Origin of the sequence: Variovorax sp. CCNWLW225 (genome assembly GCF_037204045.1) — a bacterium.
Lineage (GTDB): Bacteria > Pseudomonadota > Gammaproteobacteria > Burkholderiales > Burkholderiaceae_C > Variovorax.
Map to the genome: position 1 here is coordinate 326,511 of NZ_JBBCBV010000001.1, position 21,823 is coordinate 348,333.

The 21,823-nt window shown below is 65.5% G+C and carries 20 protein-coding genes and 1 tRNA gene; 6 read left to right on the forward strand and 15 right to left on the reverse strand.

Annotated elements, in window-relative coordinates:
- Positions 1 to 38: 38 nt before the first annotated feature.
- From V9L20_RS01680 to V9L20_RS01705, 6 genes are all read right to left on the reverse strand, one after another.
- Positions 39 to 713 carry a histidine phosphatase family protein gene (locus V9L20_RS01680; protein ID WP_337295242.1) on the reverse strand — a complete coding sequence of 225 codons (675 nt, stop codon included), beginning with the start codon at positions 711 to 713 and terminating at the stop codon, positions 39 to 41.
- 60 nt (positions 714 to 773) lie between these two features.
- On the reverse strand, positions 774 to 2,684 hold the full coding sequence (locus V9L20_RS01685) for a SurA N-terminal domain-containing protein (protein WP_337295243.1): 1,911 nt from the start codon (positions 2,682 to 2,684) through the stop codon (positions 774 to 776).
- Positions 2,685 to 2,759: 75 nt separating this feature from the next.
- Positions 2,760 to 2,835, reverse strand: a tRNA-Val gene (locus tag V9L20_RS01690).
- A 27-nt stretch (positions 2,836 to 2,862) separates the two neighbouring features.
- Positions 2,863 to 3,135, reverse strand: a complete 273-nt coding sequence (locus V9L20_RS01695) for an HU family DNA-binding protein (RefSeq protein WP_007830705.1) — start codon at positions 3,133 to 3,135, stop codon at positions 2,863 to 2,865.
- Positions 3,136 to 3,348: 213 nt separating this feature from the next.
- A complete protein-coding gene (locus tag V9L20_RS01700; RefSeq protein ID WP_337295244.1) occupies positions 3,349 to 4,434 on the reverse strand; it encodes a tartrate dehydrogenase in 1,086 nt (361 codons plus the stop codon).
- On the reverse strand, positions 4,431 to 5,345 hold the full coding sequence (locus V9L20_RS01705) for an alpha/beta fold hydrolase (protein ID WP_337295245.1): 915 nt from the start codon (positions 5,343 to 5,345) through the stop codon (positions 4,431 to 4,433). Before V9L20_RS01705 ends, V9L20_RS01700 begins: the two co-directional genes overlap by 4 nt.
- A 70-nt stretch (positions 5,346 to 5,415) precedes the next feature.
- Between V9L20_RS01705 and V9L20_RS01710 the strand changes: the two genes are divergently transcribed.
- On the forward strand, positions 5,416 to 6,378 hold the full coding sequence (locus V9L20_RS01710; RefSeq protein WP_337295246.1) for a LysR substrate-binding domain-containing protein: 963 nt from the start codon (positions 5,416 to 5,418) through the stop codon (positions 6,376 to 6,378).
- A 16-nt stretch (positions 6,379 to 6,394) separates the two neighbouring features.
- On the opposite strand, the gene V9L20_RS01715 is transcribed toward V9L20_RS01710, so the two are convergent.
- The 4 genes from V9L20_RS01715 to V9L20_RS01730 all read right to left on the reverse strand — a co-directional run bounded on the left by V9L20_RS01715 (position 6,395) and on the right by V9L20_RS01730 (position 11,386).
- Positions 6,395 to 7,282, reverse strand: coding sequence for a DMT family transporter (locus V9L20_RS01715; RefSeq protein ID WP_337295247.1), 888 nt, complete (start codon positions 7,280 to 7,282; stop codon positions 6,395 to 6,397).
- Positions 7,279 to 7,845 carry a CDP-diacylglycerol--glycerol-3-phosphate 3-phosphatidyltransferase gene (gene pgsA / locus V9L20_RS01720; protein ID WP_126747358.1) on the reverse strand — a complete coding sequence of 189 codons (567 nt, stop codon included), beginning with the start codon at positions 7,843 to 7,845 and terminating at the stop codon, positions 7,279 to 7,281. The genes V9L20_RS01715 and pgsA overlap by 4 nt, the downstream gene beginning before the upstream one ends.
- 56 nt (positions 7,846 to 7,901) lie before the next feature.
- A complete protein-coding gene (gene uvrC, locus V9L20_RS01725; RefSeq protein ID WP_337295248.1) occupies positions 7,902 to 9,863 on the reverse strand; it encodes an excinuclease ABC subunit UvrC in 1,962 nt (653 codons plus the stop codon).
- Positions 9,864 to 9,940: 77 nt separating this feature from the next.
- Positions 9,941 to 11,386: a M20/M25/M40 family metallo-hydrolase gene (locus V9L20_RS01730; protein WP_337295249.1), complete on the reverse strand. Its 1,446-nt coding sequence runs from the start codon at positions 11,384 to 11,386 to the stop codon at positions 9,941 to 9,943.
- 89 nt (positions 11,387 to 11,475) lie between these two features.
- Here V9L20_RS01730 and earP point away from each other — a divergent pair, with 89 nt between their 5' ends.
- From earP to V9L20_RS01750, 4 genes are all read left to right on the forward strand, one after another.
- Complete coding sequence (gene earP, locus V9L20_RS01735) at positions 11,476 to 12,573, forward strand: elongation factor P maturation arginine rhamnosyltransferase EarP (RefSeq protein WP_337295250.1); 1,098 nt, start codon at positions 11,476 to 11,478, stop codon at positions 12,571 to 12,573.
- 176 nt (positions 12,574 to 12,749) lie between these two features.
- The gene (efp, locus tag V9L20_RS01740; protein ID WP_012746921.1) at positions 12,750 to 13,304 is read left to right on the forward strand and encodes an elongation factor P; all 555 of its coding nucleotides are present in this window, start codon (positions 12,750 to 12,752) and stop codon (positions 13,302 to 13,304) included.
- Between the two features lie 85 nt (positions 13,305 to 13,389).
- Positions 13,390 to 14,169, forward strand: coding sequence for a crotonase/enoyl-CoA hydratase family protein (locus V9L20_RS01745; RefSeq protein WP_337295251.1), 780 nt, complete (start codon positions 13,390 to 13,392; stop codon positions 14,167 to 14,169).
- Positions 14,170 to 14,230: 61 nt separating this feature from the next.
- Positions 14,231 to 15,094, forward strand: a complete 864-nt coding sequence (locus tag V9L20_RS01750; protein WP_337295252.1) for a TIGR00730 family Rossman fold protein — start codon at positions 14,231 to 14,233, stop codon at positions 15,092 to 15,094.
- Between the two features lie 39 nt (positions 15,095 to 15,133).
- Here V9L20_RS01750 and V9L20_RS01755 read toward each other — a convergent pair whose 3' ends face one another.
- The 5 genes from V9L20_RS01755 to pncB are packed head-to-tail and all read right to left on the reverse strand — an operon-like array spanning position 15,134 to position 21,358.
- Complete coding sequence (locus tag V9L20_RS01755; RefSeq protein WP_258505243.1) at positions 15,134 to 16,297, reverse strand: MFS transporter; 1,164 nt, start codon at positions 16,295 to 16,297, stop codon at positions 15,134 to 15,136.
- Positions 16,294 to 17,649 carry a DNA recombination protein RmuC gene (locus tag V9L20_RS01760; protein ID WP_337295253.1) on the reverse strand — a complete coding sequence of 452 codons (1,356 nt, stop codon included), beginning with the start codon at positions 17,647 to 17,649 and terminating at the stop codon, positions 16,294 to 16,296. The genes V9L20_RS01755 and V9L20_RS01760 overlap by 4 nt, the downstream gene beginning before the upstream one ends.
- A gap of 50 nt (positions 17,650 to 17,699) precedes the next feature.
- Complete coding sequence (locus V9L20_RS01765) at positions 17,700 to 18,686, reverse strand: 2-hydroxyacid dehydrogenase (protein ID WP_337295254.1); 987 nt, start codon at positions 18,684 to 18,686, stop codon at positions 17,700 to 17,702.
- Positions 18,687 to 18,699: 13 nt separating this feature from the next.
- A complete protein-coding gene (locus tag V9L20_RS01770; protein WP_258505241.1) occupies positions 18,700 to 20,112 on the reverse strand; it encodes a sodium:proton antiporter in 1,413 nt (470 codons plus the stop codon).
- Positions 20,113 to 20,137: 25 nt separating this feature from the next.
- Positions 20,138 to 21,358 carry a nicotinate phosphoribosyltransferase gene (gene pncB / locus V9L20_RS01775; RefSeq protein ID WP_157613121.1) on the reverse strand — a complete coding sequence of 407 codons (1,221 nt, stop codon included), beginning with the start codon at positions 21,356 to 21,358 and terminating at the stop codon, positions 20,138 to 20,140.
- Between the two features lie 174 nt (positions 21,359 to 21,532).
- Between pncB and V9L20_RS01780 the strand changes: the two genes are divergently transcribed.
- Positions 21,533 to 21,766: a CsbD family protein gene (locus tag V9L20_RS01780; protein WP_157613120.1), complete on the forward strand. Its 234-nt coding sequence runs from the start codon at positions 21,533 to 21,535 to the stop codon at positions 21,764 to 21,766.
- Positions 21,767 to 21,823: the final 57 nt, after the last annotated feature.

The window sequence follows — 21,823 nt, forward strand, 5'->3', positions numbered from 1 at the left end:
GACGCCCTCCTTCAACGCCCTCTTCTGGCGCTGCAGATTCAGGCGTAAGTGATCCAGCCCTCGTAGGCAGGGGCATCCAGGTGCGGCAGGGTGTTGTACGTCACGAGCATGTGGCGCTTGGGCGTAAAGGCGAACTCCGTCACCGCCGTGTTGCGAATGCGCAGATTGAGTTCGATGGTCGTTTCCGCGCTCGTGCCAAGCACATGTCCGACCGCCGTGCTGATCGGCCCGCCGCTCGACACCACCAGAACTTTTGCACCATGGTGGCGGTCGCGCACGTGGTCGAGCGCCGTGGTCACGCCCGCCAGAAAGTCCACATAGCTCGGCATGCCGGCAGGCTGGGTCCTGCCTTGCATCCAGGCGCCCAAGCCGTTGCGCAAGAGGCGGAAGTGGTGGCGGTACATCTCGGGAGAATCGGGCTTCTCGAGCTTGCCTTCGTGGATGGTGGCAATAACAGCCTCGCTGTCGTACTCGTTGAGCCCGGGCCATGGCAGCACGTCGTCGCGCTGCAGTCCGAGCCCTTGTGCAATGCCCTCCCAGGTCTGCCGATGCCGCTTCAGGGTGCCCGTGATCACCGCATCGAAGTGCATGCCGCGCTCGCGCCAGTATTCACCCAGCCGCACGGACTGCCTGTGTCCGAGCTCGCTCAGGTTGTCGTAGTCGGCAGCGCCGAAACTGGCCTGCCCGTGGCGCACGAGATAGAGGGTTCCCATGCATGCGATTCTGGCGACAAGCGCATTGCGCGCTTGTCCCTCGTGTGACGGAACGCCGGGTCAGCGTGCCGCTGGCAGCGTGTCAGCTGGCTTCGGCACGAGGATCTCGGCCTTGAAGCGTTCCTTCAGCATGTTGTAGTACGCCACGTCTTCCGCGGCAGCCACGGATTGGCCGACCTGCGCGTTCTCTTGCTGCGCCTGCTCAGGGGCCGAAGGCGTGCGCGGAACGACCTTGGTCACGCGAACCACCGCATAGCCCTGGGTGCCCAGTTCGACACCCACCAGCGCGGGCAGCTTGGACGCATCGGCACGCAGCGCGGCATCGATGATCGCCAGCGGCTGGCTCTGCGATTCACGGCGCGAAACCGTGACCGGTGCGCCAAAGGTTGCGCCGTTGGCCTTCGTCGTCCAGGCAGCGAGCTTGGCTTCGCCTTCGGTCTTTGCCAATACCGCGGCGCGTTCGGTGACGAGTTGCGCGCGGATCTTGTCCTTCACTTCGGCCAACGGAATGGGACGCGCCGGCGAGTACTGCGTCACGCGGCCAGATGCGAGCTGGTTGGAACCGACTTCGATGGCTTCGGTGTTCTGCTTGCGGTCGAGCGAATCGGGCGCAAACAACGCACTCAGGAAGTTGCGGCTCGCCAGCGCGCCGGTGGCGCCCGGTGCGGGCGTGCGCGCCACATTGGTTGCCGTCTGGATCGTGAGCTTCAGCTTTTCCGCCGCGGGCTTGAGGCTGTCGGGCTGCTGGTACACCGCGTCGGTGAAGGCCTCCGCGGCCTTTGCGAACTCCTGCGTTGCCTGTTGTGCGCGAACGTCGCTCTCGATGGTGGCGCGCACCTGCTCGAACGGAGGCACCACGGCCGGCTTGATGTCGGTCAGCCGGATGATGTGATAGCCGAACTCGGTTTCGATCACGTCGCTGATGTCACCCTTCTTGAGCGCGAACATCGCGTCGTCGAAAGGCTTGACCATTGCGCCGCGGGTCACGAAGTCGAGGTCGCCGCCCTTCTCGGCGGAGCCAGGGTCCTGCGAATTCTTGCGCGCCACATCGGCAAAGGTGGTGGGTGCCTTCTTCACTTCGGCTAGCAGTTGTTCTGCTTTTGCCTTGGCTTTCTCACGATCGGCCGCCGACGCGCTGGCCGGTGCGGTAATCAGGATGTGGCTCGCGCGGCGCTCTTCCTTCGTGCCGAAGCGCGCCTTGTTCTGTTCGTAGTAGGTCTTGAGGTCGGCCTCGTTCACCGAGACGTTCTTCTTCGCCGCTTCGAGGTCGAGCACCAGGTACTCGATGCTGGCCTGCTCGGGGGCCTGGAACTGCGCCGTGTGGTCCTTGTAGTAGGTCTCGATGTCGGCATCGCTGATCGTCACCTTCGATGCGAAGCTATCGGGAGTGAAGCGTGCGACCTGGATCTCGCGGCTGTCATAAAAGGCGTTGATGGTGGCGGCAGCCAGCGCGGGCGGCGTGAACGCCGTACCCGAAATGCCCAGCAGCACCTGCTGCGTTGCAAGGTCGGCGCGCATCGCGGCCTCGTACTGCTCCGGCGTGCGGCCGGTCACGCGCTGGAAGGTCTCGCGATCGAACTTGCCGTCCGGCGTGCGGAATGCGGCAAGGCCCGCGTCCTGCGCGAAGATGCGGGTCAGCCGCTCTTCGGACACCGTCATGTTCGACTTGGCCGCAGCGGCTGCCAGCACGCGGTCGCGCACCAGCCGTTCCAGCGTGGCATAGCGCATTGCATCGGAATCGAGCAGCGTCGGGTCGACGTTCGGCGACTGCTGCCGGATGCGGTCGACTTCGTTGCGGTGCTGTGCGTCCCATTCGGAACGGGTGATGTTGTTGCCATCGACACGCGCAACCTTTTCCTCGTTGCCGGAGCCCTGGTAGCGGTCCACACCGAAGAGGACGAACGAGGGAATGATCAGCAAGAACAAGAAAATCATGACGATCTTGTTGTACTTGCGGAAGAAATCAAACATGCTTGAACACTCTCTTGCGACGGATGTCGAACGGCAATAAAAAAGGCGAACCTGTGTTCGCCTTTGCATCGGTGGTGGTGGGTGCTGAGGGGCTCGAACCCCCGACCTACGCCTTGTAAGGGCGCCGCTCTACCAACTGAGCTAAGCACCCCACCGGGAAACTCTCCGAGTCTACGTCTTAGTTGAGCGCGTCTTTCAGCGCCTTGCCCGGACGGAACTTCGGAATCTTGGCGGCCTTGATTTTAATCGCGTCGCCGGTCCGGGGATTGCGGCCGGTGCGAGCAGCCCGCTTGCCCACTGCGAAAGTGCCAAAACCGACCAGCGACACGGAGCCGCCTTTTTTGAGCGTGGTACGAATGGCGCCGATGGTGGATTCGAGCGCGCGCGTGGCGGCTGCCTTGGAAATATCGGCGTTTTTTGCGATGTGCTCAATCAGTTCGGTCTTGTTCACAAGGGCCCCTTGTCGAAGAAATAAAGTTGGTCGGCTTTCGTCAGTGCGACCTGGCCGCGAAATGACGCGACGCAAGAAGTGTGGCAGGACTGACGCCTCGGCAGCGCACTGCCAGCGAGGATTACAACCACTGGTCTGCAGGGTGTCAATACGACACGAGGCCATGCAGAACAGCGGAGCGCGCGATTTTAGGGGCCTTTCGTGAACTCTATTTCAAAGCGCTTCGGCAATTGCCTTGCCCAAGTCGCTGGTGCTCGCCTTGCCGCCGATGTCGGGCGTGCGCGGTGCTCCGCTTTGGGGCGCGAGCACCTTTTCAATGGTGGAAAGAATCGCGTCGTGCGCCTTCTTGTGCCCCAGGAACTCGAGCATCATCGCGCCGCACCAGATCTGTCCGATGGGGTTGGCAATGCCCTTGCCGGCAATGTCGGGCGCCGAACCGTGCACCGGTTCGAACAGCGAAGGCGTCGTGCGCTCGGGGTTGAGATTGGCGCTGGGCGCAATGCCGATGGTGCCGGTGCATGCCGGACCCAGGTCGGACAGGATGTCGCCGAACAGGTTGCTGGCCACCACCACGTCGAAGAAGTCGGGCCGCTGCACGAAGTGGGCGGTGAGGATGTCGATATGGAACTTGTCGAGCTTCACGCCCGGGTAGTTCTTGGCCATTTCGGCCACGCGCTCGTCCCAATACGGCATGGTGATCGAGATGCCGTTCGACTTGGTCGCGCTCGTCAAATGCTTCTTCGGCCGCGATTGCGCAAGCTCGAAGGCGAACTTGAGCACGCGGTCCACGCCCACGCGCGACATCACCGTTTCCTGCACCACGATCTCGCGCGGCGTGCCTTCGTACATGCGCCCGCCAATGCTCGAGTATTCGCCCTCGGTGTTCTCGCGCACGATGTACATGTCGATCTCGCCCGGCTCGCGCGGGGTGCCGTCGCGGCGCACCACGGGTGCGATGATGCCGGGCATCAGCCGTGCGGGGCGCAGGTTGATGTACTGATCGAACTCGCGGCGGAACAGCAGCAGCGAACCCCACAGCGACACGTGGTCGGCAATCTTCTCGGGCCAGCCCACCGCGCCGAAGTAGATCGCATCGTGTCCGCCGATCTGGTCCTTCCAGTTGTCGGGCAGCATCTTGCCGTGCTTCTCGCAGTAATCCCAGCTAGAGAAATCGAAGTGGTCGAACTTCAGGTCGATACCGAACTTGCGCGCCGCGGCATCGACCACGCGCAGGCCTTCGGGCATGGTTTCCTTGCCGATGCCGTCGCCGGCGATGACTGCGATTCTGTGGGTGGTCATGGTCTGGTTCCTTCTTGCTGGAGAGGGGGAGTAAAAAACTGGAGTGCTTCGGCGAGCACCTCGCCGGGAGCTTCTTCCGGAACATAGTGGCCGCACGGCAAGGCGCGGCCCGAAACCTGCCCGGCGCATTCGCGCCAGAGCGCCAGCACATCGAAGCATCGGCCTACCGCGCCGTGTTCGCCCCACAGCACGCGCAGGGGCTGCTCAAGGCGCCGGCCGGCGTCGATGTCGGCGCGGTCATGCACCAGGTCGATGGTGGCGGAGGCCCGGTAGTCGCCGCAAATGGATTCGGCCGTGCCCGCGATTGCGGCGCAGCGCTCGTACTCGGCCAGCACCTCGGGCGCAAAGGGCGCGAGCCCCGCGTGGCGCCCGCCCATCACGCTGCGCACGTAGCGCACAGGGTCCGAAGCAATCAGCGCCTCGGGCAGCGGCGGCGGCTGGATCAGGAAAAACCAGTGCCAGTAAGCGCGAGCAAACGCTTCGGTGGTGTTCCCGTACATCGAGAGCGTGGGCGCGATGTCCAGCAGCAGCATGCGGTCGACCGCGGCGGCATGGTCGGCCGCCAGCCGATGCGCCACGCGCGCGCCGCGGTCATGCGCAAGCACGCCGAAGCGTTCGAAGCCATGGTGCCGCATGGCGGCGAGTGCATCGAGCGCCATCTCGCGCTTGCTGTAGGTCACGTGATCGGCGTCGTCCGCGGGGCGGCCAGAGTCGCCGTAGCCGCGCAAGTCCACCGCCACCCCCGTGAACCGCTCGGCAAGCGCCGGTGCCACGCGGTGCCAAATGAGGTGCGTCTGCGGATGGCCATGCAACAGCAGCAACGGAGCGCCGCGGCCGCCGATGCGGCCATGCACGCGCACGCCGTTGCGTCCGATGTCGAATTCAGGAAAGTCGAAGAAAGAAGCAGTCACGCAGCCATTGTGCGTTGCGCTCTGCCGGCCATCAAGCAACAATCAGCCAATTCATACTTTCCAATCTGGCATGAATTCATTGTCGATGGACCGGGGCGACCTGGAGTTGGTGTTGGCCATTCGCGACCAGGGCAGCCTGGCGGGCGCTTCCGCCACGCTGGACGTGGTGCCTTCGGTGGTGACCAAGCGACTGGGCGCACTCGAGGCGCGGCTGGGCCAGCGGCTGTTCGAGCGCACCACGCGCCGGCTCAGCGTCACGGCCGAGGGCGAGGCTGTCTGCCTGCATGCCAGGGCGCTGCTCGAGGGTTTTGCGGCTCTCGAAAGCGAACTCGGCGAACGGCAGAACGAACTGGTCGGCACGATACGGCTCGCCGCCACCTTCGGCTTCGGTCGGCGCTGGCTCGGCCCCGCGCTGGCCGCGTTCCAGGCGCGGCACCCCGGGCTGCAGATCGAGCTGCTGCTGACCGAGCGGCTCCCGGACCTCGGCGCCGAAGGCTACGACGGCGCGCTGTGGCTCTGGGCCGTGCAGCAGCGCCGCGCGGCCGACTGGGTCACGCGCCGCATCGCGCGCAACCAGCGCGTGCTTGCCGCCTCTCCTTCATATATAGAGCGGCGCGGCCTGCCGGCCACGGTCGACGCGCTGGGCACGCACGACTGCCTGGTGGCGCGCGAAAACGGCGAGGTCAACCAGCACCAGTTCGCGCTGTGGACGCTGCGCCACGCGCGCGACGGCAGCACGGCGCGCGTGCGCGTGCAAGGGCCGCTGACAAGCAATTCCGGAGAGATGGTGCGCGACTGGTGCCTGGCCGGCCACGGAATCATGCTGCGCAGCCTGTGGGATATTGCGCCGCAACTGGCGTCCGGCGAGCTGGTGCGCGTGCTGCCCCACTACGCCATGCCCGATGCGGACATCCACTGGATTGCGCCCTGGCGGCCCAAGACGCCGCGCCGTGTGCGCCTGCTGCTCGACCATCTGGCCGAACAGTTCCGCGGCGAGCCCTGGAAGCCGGGCAAGCCCGGTTCGCCGCGCTGAAAGAAAACGCGCCCGATCAGCGCTCGCTGCGCACCACCAGGCTTACGCCCGCCGCGGTCAGCCCGATGCCCAGCAAGGTCACCAGCGTGATCGGCTCGCGGAACAGCAGCCAGGCCATCACCGCGGTACATGGCGGTACAAGGTACAGCAAGCTGGTAACGGCGGTGGCCGTGCCGCGCTGGATCAGCATGTAGAGCAGCGAACTGCCGCCGAGCGACAGCACCAGCACCGACCACGCCATGGCGCCGGTCGAGTACACGTTCCATTCGATGCCCTGCGTTTCCATGACCGCAAAGGGCAAGGTCACGAGCAACGCCGCCGCCATCTGCACGGCGCTGGCGCTGCGAACGTCGCACGGCGCGACGAAGCGCTTCTGGTACAGGGTGCCCGCGGTAATCGAAAGCAGCGCCATGACGGCGAGCCCCATCGTCAACGCACTGACTTCAGTGCCCTGCCCGAACTTGCGCGAGACCACGAGCACCAGGCCGGCAAATCCCAGGACCAGCCCTGCCCATTGGCGCTGCGAAATGCGCCCGCCGGTGAACGAAAGCCAGATGGCGGTCAGCACCGGCTGGATGCCGACCATCAGCGCCACCAGCCCCGCGCCCATGCCCGCATGCACAGCAGCCCAGACGCCGCCCAGGTAACCCGCCTGCATCAGCACGCCCGTGGCCGCAAGGTGCCCCCACTGCGCGCGCTCCTTCGGCCAAGCAACCCGCGCCAGCGCAACCCAGATGCAGAAGCACACGAGAGAAAGTGCATAGCGCACGGCCAGGAACTTGAGGGGCGGCGCATACGGCATGCCGTACCGCGCGACGATGAAACCCGTGCTCCAGATCAGCACGAAGACCGCCGGCATGGCCCGCAGCCACCCGGAGCCACGTGCCGTGGCCGCCGCCGTCATTTGCTGTGGGCCCGGATCTCGGGAATGGCCTTTTGCAGGTAATAGACCATCGACCACACGGTGAGCACCGCCGAGATCCAGATCAGCCACTGGCCCCAGAGGCCCGTGTCGATGACCTTGAACAGGCGCCCGTCATAGAGCAGGAACGGGATCGCGACCATCTGCACCGTGGTCTTCACCTTGCCGATCATGTGGACCGCCACGCTCTTGCCAGCGCCGATTCGCGCCATCCATTCGCGCAGCGCCGAGATGGCGATCTCGCGGCCGATGATGATCAGCGCCACGAACACATCGGCGCGCTGCAGGTGCACCAGCACCAGCAGCGCGGCGCACACCAGGAACTTGTCGGCCACCGGATCGAGGAAGGCGCCGAAGGACGAGGTCTGGTTGAGCTTGCGCGCCAGATAGCCGTCGAGCCAGTCGGTGGCGGCAAAGACGATGAACATCACCGTGGCAATCAGGTTGCGCATCGGCTCGGCGATCGGCAGGTAGAACACGCCAACGATCAATGGAATCGCGACGATGCGCGTCCAGGTCATGATGGTCGGGAGGGTCCAGAACATGCGGGCGATTGTGTCATGCGCGCGTGACCGGCCGAAGGCCAAAGGGCAAATCGGCGTCAGTGCAGTGCGCGATAGATTTCCTCGGCAAGGTCGGTGGCAATGCCTTCGACCGATGCGATGTCCTCGACGCTGGCCGCCGCCACGCCGCGGATTCCACCGAAACGCTGCAGCAGGCGCGCCCGGCGCTTCGGCCCGATGCCCGGAATGTCTTCGAGCTGGCTGCCGCCCACGCGCACCTTCGCGCGCTTGGCACGCATGCCCGTGATGGCGAAGCGGTGCGCCTCGTCGCGGATCTGGGCGATCAGCATCAGGGCAGCGGAGTCCTTGCCCAGGTAGACCTTCTCGCGGCCGTCGGCAAACACCAGTTCCTCGAGCCCGACCTTGCGGCCCTCGCCTTTCTCCACGCCCACGATGAGCGAGAGCGCCAGGCCCAGCTCGCTGAACACTTCGCGCGCCATCGACACCTGGCCCTTGCCGCCATCGACCAACACCAGGTCGGGCATGCGCGCGGCCTTGGTCCTCGCGGGTGCATCGCTGCCCGCGCCCGCGGCGTCGCCCATGGGCGGCGCGTCGGTCTCGGCCGCCATTGCCTCGGCGAGCTTGCCGTAGCGGCGATGCAGCACTTGGCGCATGGCCGCGTAGTCGTCGCCGGGCGTGATGCCCTCGATGTTGTAGCGGCGGTACTCGCGGTTCTGCATCGTGTGGTGCTCGAACACCACGCAGGATGCCTGCGTGGCCTCGCCCGCGGTGTGCGAGATGTCGAAGCACTCGATGCGAAAGTTGTCGAGGTCGTCGGGCGCGAGCTCCAGCGCATCGGCGAGTGCGCGGGTACGCGCCTGCTGCGATCCTTCTTCCGCCAGGAGGCGTGCCAGTTGCAGGCCCGCGTTCGTCTCGGCCATTTCGAGCCAGTGCCGGCGCTGCTCGCGCGGCTGGAACACCGCCGTCACGCGCGAGCCGGCCTGCTGGGAGATGGCTTCGATCAGCTCGCGGCCCACCAGATGGCTCAGCACCAGCGTGGCGGGTACCGGCACGTCGATGTAGTGCTGGGCAATGAAGGCCTCGAGCACCTGCACTTCGATCGAATCGGCCGGCGCGGGCACCACGCCCTCTTCCGCATCGAGTTCGCCATGATGGATTTGCGCGGCGTCTTCCACATGCACCGGAAAGTAGGCGCGGTCGCCCAGGTGGCGGCCGCCGCGCACCATTGCCAAATTAACGCATGCCTTGCCGCCCTGCACCTTGACGGCGAGGATGTCCACGTCCTTGTCGGAAGCAATTTCGATCGACTGCTGGTGCAGCACACGAGAAATCGCCGACATCTGGTTGCGCAGCTCCGCCGCCTGCTCGAATTCGAGCTTCTCCGCGTGCTCGGTCATGCGTGCCTCGAGCTTCGACAACACCAGTTGCGTGTCGCCCATCAGAAAGGCTTCGGCGCTGGCCACGTCCTGCGCATAGGCCTCGGGCGTGACGTAGCCCACGCACGGCCCGGTGCACCGCTTGATCTGGTACAGCAGGCAAGGCCGCGTGCGGTTGGCGTACACCGTGTCTTCGCAGGTGCGCAGCTTGAATACTTTCTGCAGCAGCTGGATCGACTCCTTCACCGCCCAGGCGCTCGGGTACGGCCCGAAATAGCGGTGCTTCTTGTCGACCGCGCCGCGGTAGTAGGCCAGCCGCGGAAACTCGTGCGAGGCGATCTTCAGGTACGGGTAGCTCTTGTCGTCGCGAAACAGGATGTTGTAGCGCGGCTTGAGCGTCTTGATGAGATTGTTCTCGAGCAGCAGCGCCTCGGCCTCGGAGCGCACCACGGTGGTTTCCATGCGCGCGATCTTCGAGATCATGTGGCCGATGCGCGTGCCGCCATGGCTCTTCTGGAAATAGTTCGCAACCCGCTTCTTGAGGTTGCGCGCCTTGCCCACATAGAGCACCGCGCCGGCCGCATCGAAATAGCGGTACACGCCCGGCAGCTGCGGCAGGGCCGCGACTTCGCTGAGCAATTGATCGGAATGCACGTCTGACATGGCGGCTATTGTGGCGCGCTGAAGAAAGCAGAAACGCGGCGACCAGCTCGGCCGCCGCGTTTCCTTATGACCCGGAGCTACTTGGCGAGTTCGCTCACCAGCCGGTACAGGAACTCGCGACCGTCATACAGCCGCTGGATCTCGATGCGCTCGTCCAGCCCGTGGGCGCGCGCGTCCGCCGGGTCGAGGAACATGCCCGTCACACCGTACATCGGAATGCCGGCGTTGCGCATGAAGCGGCTGTCGGTAGCGCCCGTGCTCATTGCCGGCACCACGGGCACGCCCGGCCACATGGCCTGCGTCACCGATTCGACCGTCTTCACGAGATCGCCGTTCAGCGGAGAGGCCGGGCTGCGCAGCGGCTTGCCGACATTGCGCACCACGATCTTGTCGTTGCCGATGGCCTGGGTCAGCAGGCGTTCGATTTCCTCGGGGTCGTCATGCGGCAGGATGCGGCAATTGACCGTGGCCTTGGCCGACTGCGGCAGCGCATTTTCGGCATGCCCCGCCTGCACCATGGTTGCCACGCAGGTGGTGCGCAGCTGCGCGTTGTAGGCCGGGTTGGCCGAAAGCCGCTCGATCACCGCGGCATCGGGGTTGCCGCTGCCGATGGCGCGCATGTCGTCGGCCAGCTGACCGGTGGCAAACGGCGCACTGCGTGCGAAATAGGTCTTCGTGACATCGGCCAGCTTGACCGGGAAGGCGTAGTTGCCCAGCCGCTCCAGGCCCGCCGACAGCGCATAGATCGGATTGCTCTTGGTCGGCACCGAGCTGTGGCCGCCCACGTCGCGCGCCTCGAGCATGTAGGTGGTGTACATCTTCTCGGCCACTTGCATGCGGTGCAGGTTGGGCTTGCCGCCGCGCAGCTCCCCGCCACCGCCTTCGTTGATGCCGAATTCCGCCTGCAGCAGCTCGGGCTTGTTGTTGATGAGCCAGAAGGCGCCGTTGCTGAGCGCATCGCCGCGCTCTTCGTCGGCCGTCAGCGCGAGGATGATGTCGCGGCTGGGCTTGAAGCCTTCCTGCTTGAGCTGCCCCAGCACCGACACAAGCGCCGCGGCCATCGCCTTGTCGTCGATGGAACCCCGGGCCGTGAAGTAGCCGCCGGTTTCCTGCAGTTTGAACGGATCGGTCTTCCAGTCTTCGCGCTTGGCCTCGACCACGTCGAGGTGCGCCAGCAGCAGCAACGGCTTCTTGCTGCCGTTGCCCTTGAAGCGCAGCACCAGGTTACCCTTCTTGGGGAAGGGCTCGAAGATCTGGATGTCGCCCGGGGCAAAGCCCGCATCGACCAGCCGCTTTTCCATGGCACGCGCCGCCTGCGTGTTGTCGCCCACCGAATGGCTGGTGTTGATCTCGATCAACTCCTTGTAGATGCCATGAAACCGCTGCTGTTGCGGCGTGAGCGACGGCGTGGTCTGCGCCGAGGCGCCCACGACGCCGCCCAAGGCCAAGGACAGGGCGAGCACGGTTCTCGCCGTGCGAAGGCAACCAGGGAACAGCGGCGAACGGCGGGTCTTCATACGCATGGTTTCTCGCTCCGGGATGTTGTGGTGCCGGCCAGCATACCAAGCAGCCACCACTGCCCCGGCCCGCCGAAGACGGGCACACTGGCGCCATGCAATGGGACATCTTCTGCAAGGTCATCGACAACCACGGCGACCTGGGCGTGTGCTGGCGGCTGGCCAGCCAGCTGGCAGCGCTCGGCGAGCGCCTGCGGCTGTGGATCGATGACGCCACGGCGCTGCACTGGATGGCGCCCGCCGGGTGCGAGGGCGTGAGCGTGGTCGACTGGCTCGACCCCGCGGCCATCCGGCAGGCCGCCGCAGCCCCGCCGCCCGACGTGCTGATCGAAGCCTTCGGCTGCGAACCGGCACCCGAGTTGATCGCCCGCTTTGCCGAGCCGCCGGCCGCGGGCGGACCGGGCCGGGCGTGGATCAATCTCGAATACCTGTCGGCCGAGCCCTATGTGGAACGGCTGCACGGGCTGCCTTCCCCGGTGTTCAAGGGACCTGGTGCGGGGCTGACCAAGCGCTTTTTCTATCCCGGCTTCACGCCGGCCACCGGGGGACTGCTGCGAGAGCCCGGCCTCCTGGAACGGCGGGCGCATTTCGACCGCGGGGAATGGCTGGCGGCGCAGGAAATCCCCTGGCGCAAAGGCGAGCGGCTCGTGTCGCTCTTCTGCTACGAACCCCCGGCGCTGGCGACCCTGCTCGAGCAACTGGCGGCAGATTCGCAGCCGACCCGGCTCCTGGTGACTTCGGGCCGCGCCGCCCATGCGGTCAGGGCGTTCTTTTCAAGCCGGCAACGGCCGGACCACGGGTTTTCAGGCTGGGGAGCGCTATCAATTTCATACCTGCCCTACCTCACGCAGCCCGATTTCGACCATCTTCTGTGGACCTGCGATCTGAACTTCGTGCGCGGCGAAGATTCACTGGTGCGCGCCCTCTGGGCCGGCGCACCCCTCGTGTGGCAAATCTACCCGCAGGACGATGATGCGCACCACGTCAAGCTCGGCGCCTGGCTCGACTGGCTCGGCGCGCCGCCGTCACTGCGGCAGTTCCACCACGCTTGGAACGGCTTCGGCGACAGCCCTCTGCCCCCTCTCGAAATACCGGGGGCATGGCATGAAAGCGTACTGGCGGCCCGCGAAAAGCTGTGCACGCAAGAGGACTTGGTCGCTCAATTGCGGCATCTGGTCGCCGGAAAAAGCTAAAATAGCGGGCTTTGCGGATTTCGGCCCGGATTACACAGATCCGAGATGCTGTCCGCCAAACCTGCCGCGGGACATGTACCGCGGGGCCAAGAACGCCGGCAAGACGTTGCACCGCAACATTGCAAACGTCGCCCATGGCCCCGTGCACCGAGCGGCCAACATCCAGAGAACCTGATATGAAAATCGCTCAAGAAATCCGCGCCGGCAACGTCATCATGCACGGCAAGGACCCGATGGTCGTCCTCAAGACCGAATACAGCCGCGGCGGCCGCAACTCCGCCACCGTGCGCATGAAGCTCAAGAGCCTGATCGCCAACTTCAACACCGAAGTGGTCTTCAAGGCCGACGACAAGATCGACCAGATCGTGCTCGACAAGAAGGAGTGCACCTACTCCTACTTCGCCGATCCGATGTACGTGTGCATGGACACCGAGTACAACCAGTACGAAGTCGAAGCCGAGAACATGGGCGACGCCCTGAACTACCTCGAAGACGGCATGCCCGTCGAAGTGGTGTTCTACGACGGCAAGGCCATTTCGGTCGAACTGCCCACCAGCGTCGAGCGCGAAATCACCTGGACCGAGCCGGCCGTCAAGGGCGACACCTCGGGCAAGGTGCTCAAGCCCGCCAAGATCGCAACCGGCTTCGAAGTGCCGGTTCCGCTCTTCGTCTCGCAAGGCGACAAGATCGAAATCGACACCCGCACCGGCGAATACCGCAAGCGCGTCTAAGCGCTTGCTGGCGGGCCGAACCGCCACCCTGACAAAAGGCTCCGAAAGGAGCCTTTTTTCGTTGATGGGCGTACCCTTTGCCCTCATGAACACGTACGCCAGCGTTCGCACCGAAATCGATGGGCTGGTCAGCACCATCGTCATGAGCCGCCCGAAGCAGCGCAATGCCGTCGACCGGCCCATGGCCGACGCGCTGCGCGCCGCCTTCGAGCGCTTCGAAGCCGACGAAAGCCAGCGCGTGGCCGTGCTGTGGGGCGAGCACGGCACCTTCTGTGCTGGCGCTGACCTGGGCGCGGTCGCCGATCCTGCCCGGCGCAATGAGCTCGACCCCGAGGGTGGCGGCTCCGCGCCCATGGGGCCGACTCGCATGGCGCTGAGCAAGCCACTGATTGCCGCCATCAGCGGCCATGCGGTGGCCGGCGGGCTCGAACTGGCCCTGCTGGCCGACCTTCGGGTGGCCGAAGAAGATGCGGTGCTGGGCGTGTTCTGCCGCCGCTGGGGCGTGCCGCTGATCGACGGCGGCACCGTGCGGCTGCCGCGCATTGTCGGCATGGGCCGCGCGCTTGACCTCATCCTGACGGGCCGGCCCGTAAGTGCCCAGGAAGCGCTTGCCATGGGCCTGGTGAACCGCCTCGTGCCAAAGGGCCAGGCCCGCGAGACAGCCGAAGCGCTTGCGCGCGAGATTGCGGCCTTTCCACAGCAATGCATGCTGGCGGATCGCCATTCCGCCTACGCCCAGTGGGAGTTGCCGCTCGCCGAGGCGCTGCAGCAGGAGGGACGCCTGGGTGTTCCGATCGTCGCGGCCGAAGGCGCTGCGGGCGCCGAGCGTTTTGTGCGAGGTGCGGGGCGGCACGGCACTTTCTGAACCGGCGGGCATGCCGGTTGCAAGGCTGCACAATGCACCCGTCTTCCTGTCTGATTCCTCCATGAACAACACGCACGACCTTCACGACAAACGCCTCGCCGATGCCTGGGCCACGCTCAAGACGCATTCGGAAAAAGGCCTCCCGCTCGACCCCGATCCCTCGCGCATCGCCTTCGCGGACCCCGAGTTCTTGCTGCGCCGCGAAACCCGCGGCATCCGCATGCAGCTCGAGCTGATGAAGCCCGACCTCGAGCAGCGCGCCCACGGCATCGAAAACACCGTGGTGGTGTTCGGCAGCGCCCGCTTCCGCAGCGAGGAAGAAGCTGCCGCGCTGGTCGCCCAGGCCGAAGCCAACGGCGATGCCGTCGCGGCCGAGCGCTGGCGCCGGCTGGCGCGCAGCTCGCACTATTACGAGAAGGCGCGCGCCTTCGGCAAGCTGGTGGCGCAATACAGCGAGGGCAAGCAGCCCGAAGACAAGCTCTTCGTCTGCACCGGCGGCGGCCCCGGCATCATGCAGGCGGCCAACCGGGGCGCGCATGAAGGCGGCGGCCTTTCGGTCGGCCTTGCCATTGCGCTGCCGATGGAAGAAGAAGCGAATCCGTACGTCACGCCGGCACTGAGCTTCAAGTTCCACTACTTCGCCATCCGCAAGATGCATTTCATGATGCGTGCGAAGGCGCTGGTGGCCTTTCCGGGCGGCTTCGGCACGCTCGACGAGCTGTTCGAAGTGATTACGCTGGTGCAGACCAAGAAGTCGAAGCCGGTGCCGATCGTGCTGTTCGGTTCGGCCTACTGGAAGAAGCTGATCGACTTCGACTTCCTAGTCGAGGAAGGCGTGATTTCGCCGACGGATGTGAAGCTGTTCGAATACGTCGACGCGCCCGAAGACGCGTGGGACGCCATCAAGCGCTTCTACAAGCTGTAGGCCCGCCAGAGGGCGCCAGGCCTTCGGCCTTTCGGGCTTTCAGGCCTTCAAGCCCCAGGTGGCCCGGGCGCCCAGCGCAACCACGGCGCCCACCACCCAGAAAACGCCGGCAATGCCGATCAGCGCGCCGATCGAGCCGAACAGCATCGGCATTGCCACGCTCGATGCATTGATGGTCATGAGCCGCAGGCCCAGCGCCTCACCGTGCCGCTCATGCGGCGTGATCTGGTGCAGCATGCTCATCACCATGGGCTGCACGGCCCCGAGCGCGAAGCCCAGCACCACGGAGCAGAGCCCCATGGTCAAGGCCGAATCGAGCAGCGGATAGACCGCGAACACCGCCGCCGTGACGATGGTCGAAATCAGGATCACGCTGCGCTCCGACGCGCGCGAGGCGATGAGCGGCAGCACGACTCGGATGGCGGCCGCCGCAATGGCAAAGGCACCAAGAATGGAGCCGATGACCGAAGCGCTGATGCCGCGGTCGTGCCCCAGCACGGGCAGCACGAAGGCATGCACGTCCCAGCTCGACGACTGCAGCCAGTTCACGAACAGCAGGCGCCGGAACATCGGTTCGCGCAGCAGGTCCCAGGCCCGCGTCGGTGCGGCCCCTGCCGCGGGCGCGACGGGCGGAGGTTCGTGCGCGCCGCGCGCAAACAGCCAGCAGGCGATGGACAGCAGAGCCATGGCCGCAAAGCAGACCCGGAATGCCAGCATGTCCGCAGGAGCCCGGCCGGCGTGGTCGATCAGCATGCCGGCGACGAACGGGCCGACGAAATTGGCGACCGCGGGCGCAATCGCGAGCCAGCTGAACACGCGCTTGAGTTGCGTGGCGTTGGTGGCGGAGCGGCCCACATGCCGCTGCAGCGCAATGACCGTTGCGCCCGTGGCACCGCCGGTCAGCAGCGCCGCCAGGCACATGACCGGGAAGACCGGAAAGATCACCACGAGGCCCGCACCGCCCGAAGCCGCCAGGACCGAAAGCCACAGCGGCCGCTTGAAGCCGTGCCTATCGGCAAACCTGCCCGCCGGCAGCGCAAGAAACACCTGCGTGAGCGCGAACAGCGCAATCAGCACGCCGACCGCCGCTGCGCTGTACCCCTGCTGCAGCGCCAGCAGCGGCGTTGCGAGCCGCATGCCGGCCATGGTGGCGTGCAGGCACACCTGGGCCCCGATCACGCGCAGCAGTTCGGAGCCTTTCACGGGGTGTCGTCGCCCTCGCTGTCGGCCGTGGGGGGCAGCAGCACCTGCGACTGCGCTTCGGGCAGCGCCTCGACCTTGCGCAGCGCAAGGCGCATCTGCTTGGCGCGCGTGTCGGCCTTGTCGAGCGTGTCGGAGGCCTTGGCCACCTGCTCCTTGATGCGCGACACCCATTCGCCATAGCGCTCGAATTCGGTCTTGACCGCCCCCAGCACCTTCCAGACCTCCGAGGCCTGCTGCTCGAGGGCCAGCGTGCGAAAGCCCATGTGCAGGCTGTTGAGCATGGCAAGCAAGGTGGTCGGCCCCGCCAGCGTCACGCGGTGCTGGCGCTGGATGGCGTCCATCAGGCCCGGGCGGCGCAGCACCTCGGCGTAAAGGCTTTCGACCGGCAGAAACAGAATCGCGAAATCGGTGGTGTGCGGTGCGGCAAGGTAGTTCTCCGCAATCGACCTCGCTTCGCTGCGGATGCGCGCCTCGAGGGCCTTCGCGGCAAGCTCCGCCCCGGCCGCATCGGCGCGCTCATGCGCATCGATCAGGCGCTCGTAGTCGTCGCGCGGAAACTTGGCGTCGATCGGCAGCCAGACCGGCGCGCCATCGTCGCCGCGGCCCGGAAATCGGATGGCAAAGTCGACCCGCTGGCCGCTGCGCGGCTTGGTCTCGATCTGCTTGGCGTACTGGTCCGGTGTGAGCACCTGCTCGAGCAGTGCCTCGAGCTGCACTTCGCCGAACACGCCGCGCGTCTTCACGTTGGTCAGTACGCGCTGCAGGCTGCCGACGCCTACCGCCAGCGTCTGCATTTCGCCCAGGCCCTTGTGCACCTGCTCGAGCCGGTCGGCCACCTGCTTGAAGCTTTCGCCCAGCCGCGCTTCGAGCGTGCTCTGCAGCTTCTCGTCGACGGTCTTGCGCATCTCGTCGAGCTTGGCGGTGTTGCTCTGCTGCAGCTGCGCCAGCTGCGCTTCCATGGTCTCGCGCACTTCGGCGAGACGGCGTGCGTTGGAATCGCTCAGGCCCTGCAGCTGTGTGTTGAGCGTGTCGGCCAGGCTCTTCTGCAGCGATGCGAGCTGCAGCGAGAAAGCATCGAGCTGCGCGTTCTGCGTGCGCGTGGCCTCGGCGCCCTGCTGCACCAGCGCCTGCTGGAAGGTGGCAAAGGCCTGCGCAGTTTCCTGCCGCGCGCCGCGCGAGCTCTCGCCGATTTCGTGGCGCAGCTCGCGCTCCGTGCGCTCGTTGGCCGCGCCCATGGCGGCCAGCGCAGTGAGCATTTCGCTGTGGTCGGGCTTGGGCTGGCGACGTGCGAGCAGCCAGATCACCAGCACAAGCTGCGCCACGGCAAAGGCGGCCAGCAGAAGAAGAATCAAGTCGGTCGATTGCAAAATGGGATCGCTGTTTTCACTTGGATTTGTGGGTGTTACTTGCCGGCCGCCGGAACGGGCGTGACGGGCGTGAGCGGCCCCTTGCCGCCGAACCAGGCGATGAGGTTGTCGGCCGCAAGCTCGGCCATGGCGCGGCGCGTGGGCACGGTGGCGCTCGCAATGTGAGGCGTGAGCACCACGTTGGGCACGGTCAGCAGATCGGGGTGAACCTTGGGCTCGCCTTCGAACACGTCCAGGCCCGCCGCCGCAATGCGCTTTTCACGCAGCGCCACGGCCAGCGCCGCATCGTCGACGATGCCGCCGCGCGCAATGTTCACCAGCGTGGCGGTCGGCTTCATCAGCGCAATTTCGGCTGCGCCAATGGTGTGGTGCGAAGCGGGCGAATACGGCACTACCAGCACCACGTGATCGGCGGTCTTCAGGAGCTCTTCCTTGCTGACGTAGCTGGCCTTGCATTCGGCCTCGAGCGAAGCGTCGAGGCGCGAGCGGTTGTGATAGACCACCTTCATGCCGAAGCCGTGCGCGCCGCGCTTGGCAATGCCCTGGCCGATGCGGCCCATGCCGATGATGCCGAGCGTCGAGCCGTGGATGTCGGAGCCGGCGAACATGTCGAAGCTCCACTTCTGCCACTTGCCCGCGCGCAGGAAGTGTTCGCTTTCGGTAATGCGGCGGGCCGTGGCCATCAGGAGCGCAAAGCCGAAGTCGGCCGTGGTCTCGGTGAGCACGTCGGGCGCGTTGGTGCCCAGCACGCCGTGCGCGGCCATCGCATCGACGTCGAAGTTGTTGTAGCCCACGGCCATGTTGGCGCAGATCTTCAGGTCGGGGCATGCGTCGAGCACCGCGGCATCGATGCGCTCGCTGCCGGTGGTGAAGGCGCCCTGCTTGCCCTGGAGCTTGGCGATCAGCTGCTCCTTGCTCCAGCTCTCGTCGGCCTGGTTCGACTCGACTTCGAAGTGCTGGGAGAGGCGTTCGATGGTTTCGGGAAAGATCGCGCGTGCGACCAGGATCTTGGGCTTGCTCATGATTTGTCTGCGCCTAGCGGAAAAAGATGAAGGTGGAGAGAACGAACAGCGGTATCAGGATGGCCACCGACCATGCCATGTAGCCGAAGAAGCTGGGCATGCGAACGCCCCGGCTCTCGGCAATGGCCTTGACCATGAGGTTGGGCGCGTTGCCGATGTAGGTGTTGGCGCCCATGAACACGGCGCCGGCCGAAATGGCCGCCAGCGTGGTGGCGTAGGTGGTCATGAGAGTGGCGGCATCGCCGCCTGCGGTATTGAAGAACACCAGGTAGGTCGGCGCGTTGTCCAGGAACGAACTCAGGATGCCGGTGGCCCAGAAGTACATCGCCGGATCGGGCAGGCCGTCGGGCCGGGTCACCGCCGCCACCACCGAGCTGAAGGGCCCGTGCACGCCCGCCTTGAGCATGGCAATCACCGGGATGATGGTCAGGAAGATGCCCGCGAACAGCTTGGCCACCTCCGCCATCGGGCCCCACTCGAACTGGTTGTCGGCATGCACCTTGGCCGAGGTGATCTTGAGCGAAAGCAGCGTGATGGCGATCAGGCCGATGTCGCGCACCAGCCCCGGCAAGCCGACACGCGTGCCGAACACATCGAAGCCCGTGGGCGACTTCCAGATGCCCGAGAGCAGCACGAAGAAGATGATGCCGCCCAGCAGCCAGAAATTGGCCGCGCCGTCGAAGCCGACGCGCTGGGTATCGGGCGTCGGGTCGAACGGCAGCACGCCCTCCTTGCGGTAGTGATGGCGGTCGATCACGTAGAACAGCGCGAGCAGCAGGCCGACCAGGAACAGCGTGTTGGGCAGGATGTGCCGCGCCGTCCAGAAAAAGTCGACGCCCTTCAGGAAACCGAGAAACAGCGGCGGGTCGCCCAGCGGGGTGAGCGAGCCGCCCGCGTTCGACACGATGAAGATGAAGAACACCACCACGTGCGCCTTGCTCACGCGGTTGTCGTTGGCGCGGATCAGCGGCCTGATCAGCAGCATCGAGGCGCCCGTGGTCCCCATGAAGCTCGCAAGCACAGCGCCAATCGCAAGAATGGCCGTGTTGAGCCCGGGCGCGCCATGCAGGTTGCCGCGAATGTGGATGCCCCCCGCCACCGTGAACAGCGCGGTGAGCAGGATGATGAAGGGGATGTACTCCTCCACCAGCGCATGCACCAGCTGGGCGCCGGCCAGCGGCGCCCCGTAGATTGCGGCAAAGGGAAGAAGAAACGCCAGCGCCCAGGCGGCCGATATCTTGCCGTAGTGGTGGTGCCAGAAGCCCGGGGCCAGCAGCGGCAGCAGCGCAATCGACAGCAGGATGCCCGCGAACGGAACACCCCAGAGCGCCGAAAGCTTGCTGCCGTCGAATTCGGCAGCCATGGCAAGCGCGGGAAACATCATCGGCAGCACTGCGGCCGCCGCCAGGCGAACTGTTTTTTTCATGGGGCCGTACCGTACCAGACGGGCGTCAGGCCGGAGGCTGTTCGATCTCGAACACCTGGCGCAGGTACGCCAGGTATTTTTCGTCCTCGCACATATTCTTGGACGGCGTGTCCGACAGCTTGGCCACGGGCTGGCCGTTGCAATTGATCATCTTGATGACGATCTGCAGCGGCTCGTAGCCCAGGTCGTTGGTGAGATTGGTTCCAATGCCGAAAGCCAGCTGGCAGCGCCCGCGGAACTGCTGGTAGAGCTCGATGGTGCGCGGCACCGTGAGGCCGTCGCTGAAGATCAGCGTCTTGGTGAGCGGATCGACACGGTTGGCCGCGTAGTGCGCCAGCATGCGTTCACCCCACTGGAAAGGATCGCCGCTGTCGTGGCGCGCACCGTCGAACAGCTTGCAGAAGTACAGGTCGAAGTCGCGCAGGAAGGCGCTCATGCCATACACGTCGGACAGCGCAATGCCCAGGTCGCCGCGGTATTCACGGGCCCAGCTCTCGAAGCCGAAGATCTGGCTGTCGCGCAGCCGCGGGCCGAGCGCCTGGCAGGCCTGCAGGTATTCATGGGCCATGGTGCCCAGCGGAATAAGGCCCAGCTTCATGGCGTACAGCACATTGCTGGTGCCCGCGAGCTGCGGCAGCCGCGCACCGGGCTTGGGATGCAGCGTCGGCGGCGTGACCGCGCCCAGCCGGGCGTTGAGCGTGCGCAGCACTTCTTCATGCCAGTCCTTGGAAAAGCGGCGGCGCGTGCCGTAGTCGGCAATCTTGAGATCGGCCAGCCCGGCGTCCTGCAGCTGCCCGATCTTGGTCTCCAGGCGCCGCCGGCCTTCCTCGAAGTCGGGCTTCTTCTGCGTGTTGCGGAAGTAGACCTCGTTCACGATGGCCAACACCGGAATCTCGAACAGGATGGTGTGCAGCCACGGCCCCTGGATGCGGATCTCGAGCTCCCCCGAGGGTTGCGGAATGATGTTGATGTACTTCTCGTTGAGCCGGAAGAGCCCGAGAAAGTCGACGAAGTCGCTCTTGATGAAACGCATCGACCGCAGGTAGGCCAGCTCGGCGTCCCGGAACTGCAGCGAGCAGAGGCTTCGCACTTCTTCCCGTATCTGCCCGGCGAACTGCGCCAGGTCGACGCCGGGGTTGCGGCACTTGAACCGGTACTCGACCCGGGCGCCGGGAAAGTGATGCAGGACGACCTGCATCATGGTGAACTTGTAGAGGTCGGTGTCGAGCAGGCTGTGAATGATCATGGTGCGGCGCGCGTTGTCTCAAGCTTTTCGGCGTGCGTTCGATTATCACGGGCAGCGTCGGCTTGTGCCTACGGGGCCTGCACTGCACGTCCTACCGCCAGGGTGAATCGGTCCCGCCACATTTTGTTCACGGCGGCCAACAGCCCGCCGAATCAACCGTACAAGGAGATTCGCATGAACAAGGACACCATCGAAGGCAACTGGAAACAGCTCAAGGGCAAGGTCAAGGAGCAATGGGGCAAGCTGACCGACGACGACTTCGACGTCATTGCCGGCAAGCGCGACCAGCTCCTCGGCCGCATCCAGGAACGCCACGGCATCAGCCGCGACGAGGCCGAAAAACAGGTGAAGGAATGGGAATCGCGCGACGGCCGCACGCCCGACACCCTCTGGTACGAAAAGTATTGACGCCTGCCGGGTGGCCTGAAGGCCGCCCCGCGTCCTGACTTCTTTCCAAATTCACTT

Bases quoted from the DNA above. Each gene is read 5' to 3' on its own strand.
- V9L20_RS01680 (WP_337295242.1), bottom strand. From the start codon at position 713: ATGGGAACCCTCTATCTCGTGCGCCACGGGCAGGCCAGTTTCGGCGCT.
- V9L20_RS01685 (WP_337295243.1), bottom strand. From the start codon at position 2,684: ATGTTTGATTTCTTCCGCAAGTACAACAAGATCGTCATGATTTTCTTG.
- V9L20_RS01700 (WP_337295244.1), bottom strand. From the start codon at position 4,434: ATGACCACCCACAGAATCGCAGTCATCGCCGGCGACGGCATCGGCAAG.
- V9L20_RS01710 (WP_337295246.1), top strand. From the start codon at position 5,416: ATGAATTCATTGTCGATGGACCGGGGCGACCTGGAGTTGGTGTTGGCC.
- V9L20_RS01715 (WP_337295247.1), bottom strand. From the start codon at position 7,282: ATGACGGCGGCGGCCACGGCACGTGGCTCCGGGTGGCTGCGGGCCATG.
- pgsA (WP_126747358.1), bottom strand. From the start codon at position 7,845: ATGTTCTGGACCCTCCCGACCATCATGACCTGGACGCGCATCGTCGCG.
- uvrC (WP_337295248.1), bottom strand. From the start codon at position 9,863: ATGTCAGACGTGCATTCCGATCAATTGCTCAGCGAAGTCGCGGCCCTG.
- V9L20_RS01730 (WP_337295249.1), bottom strand. From the start codon at position 11,386: ATGCGTATGAAGACCCGCCGTTCGCCGCTGTTCCCTGGTTGCCTTCGC.
- earP (WP_337295250.1), top strand. From the start codon at position 11,476: ATGCAATGGGACATCTTCTGCAAGGTCATCGACAACCACGGCGACCTG.
- efp (WP_012746921.1), top strand. From the start codon at position 12,750: ATGAAAATCGCTCAAGAAATCCGCGCCGGCAACGTCATCATGCACGGC.
- V9L20_RS01745 (WP_337295251.1), top strand. From the start codon at position 13,390: ATGAACACGTACGCCAGCGTTCGCACCGAAATCGATGGGCTGGTCAGC.
- V9L20_RS01750 (WP_337295252.1), top strand. From the start codon at position 14,231: ATGAACAACACGCACGACCTTCACGACAAACGCCTCGCCGATGCCTGG.
- V9L20_RS01765 (WP_337295254.1), bottom strand. From the start codon at position 18,686: ATGAGCAAGCCCAAGATCCTGGTCGCACGCGCGATCTTTCCCGAAACC.
- V9L20_RS01770 (WP_258505241.1), bottom strand. From the start codon at position 20,112: ATGAAAAAAACAGTTCGCCTGGCGGCGGCCGCAGTGCTGCCGATGATG.
- pncB (WP_157613121.1), bottom strand. From the start codon at position 21,358: ATGATCATTCACAGCCTGCTCGACACCGACCTCTACAAGTTCACCATG.
- V9L20_RS01780 (WP_157613120.1), top strand. From the start codon at position 21,533: ATGAACAAGGACACCATCGAAGGCAACTGGAAACAGCTCAAGGGCAAG.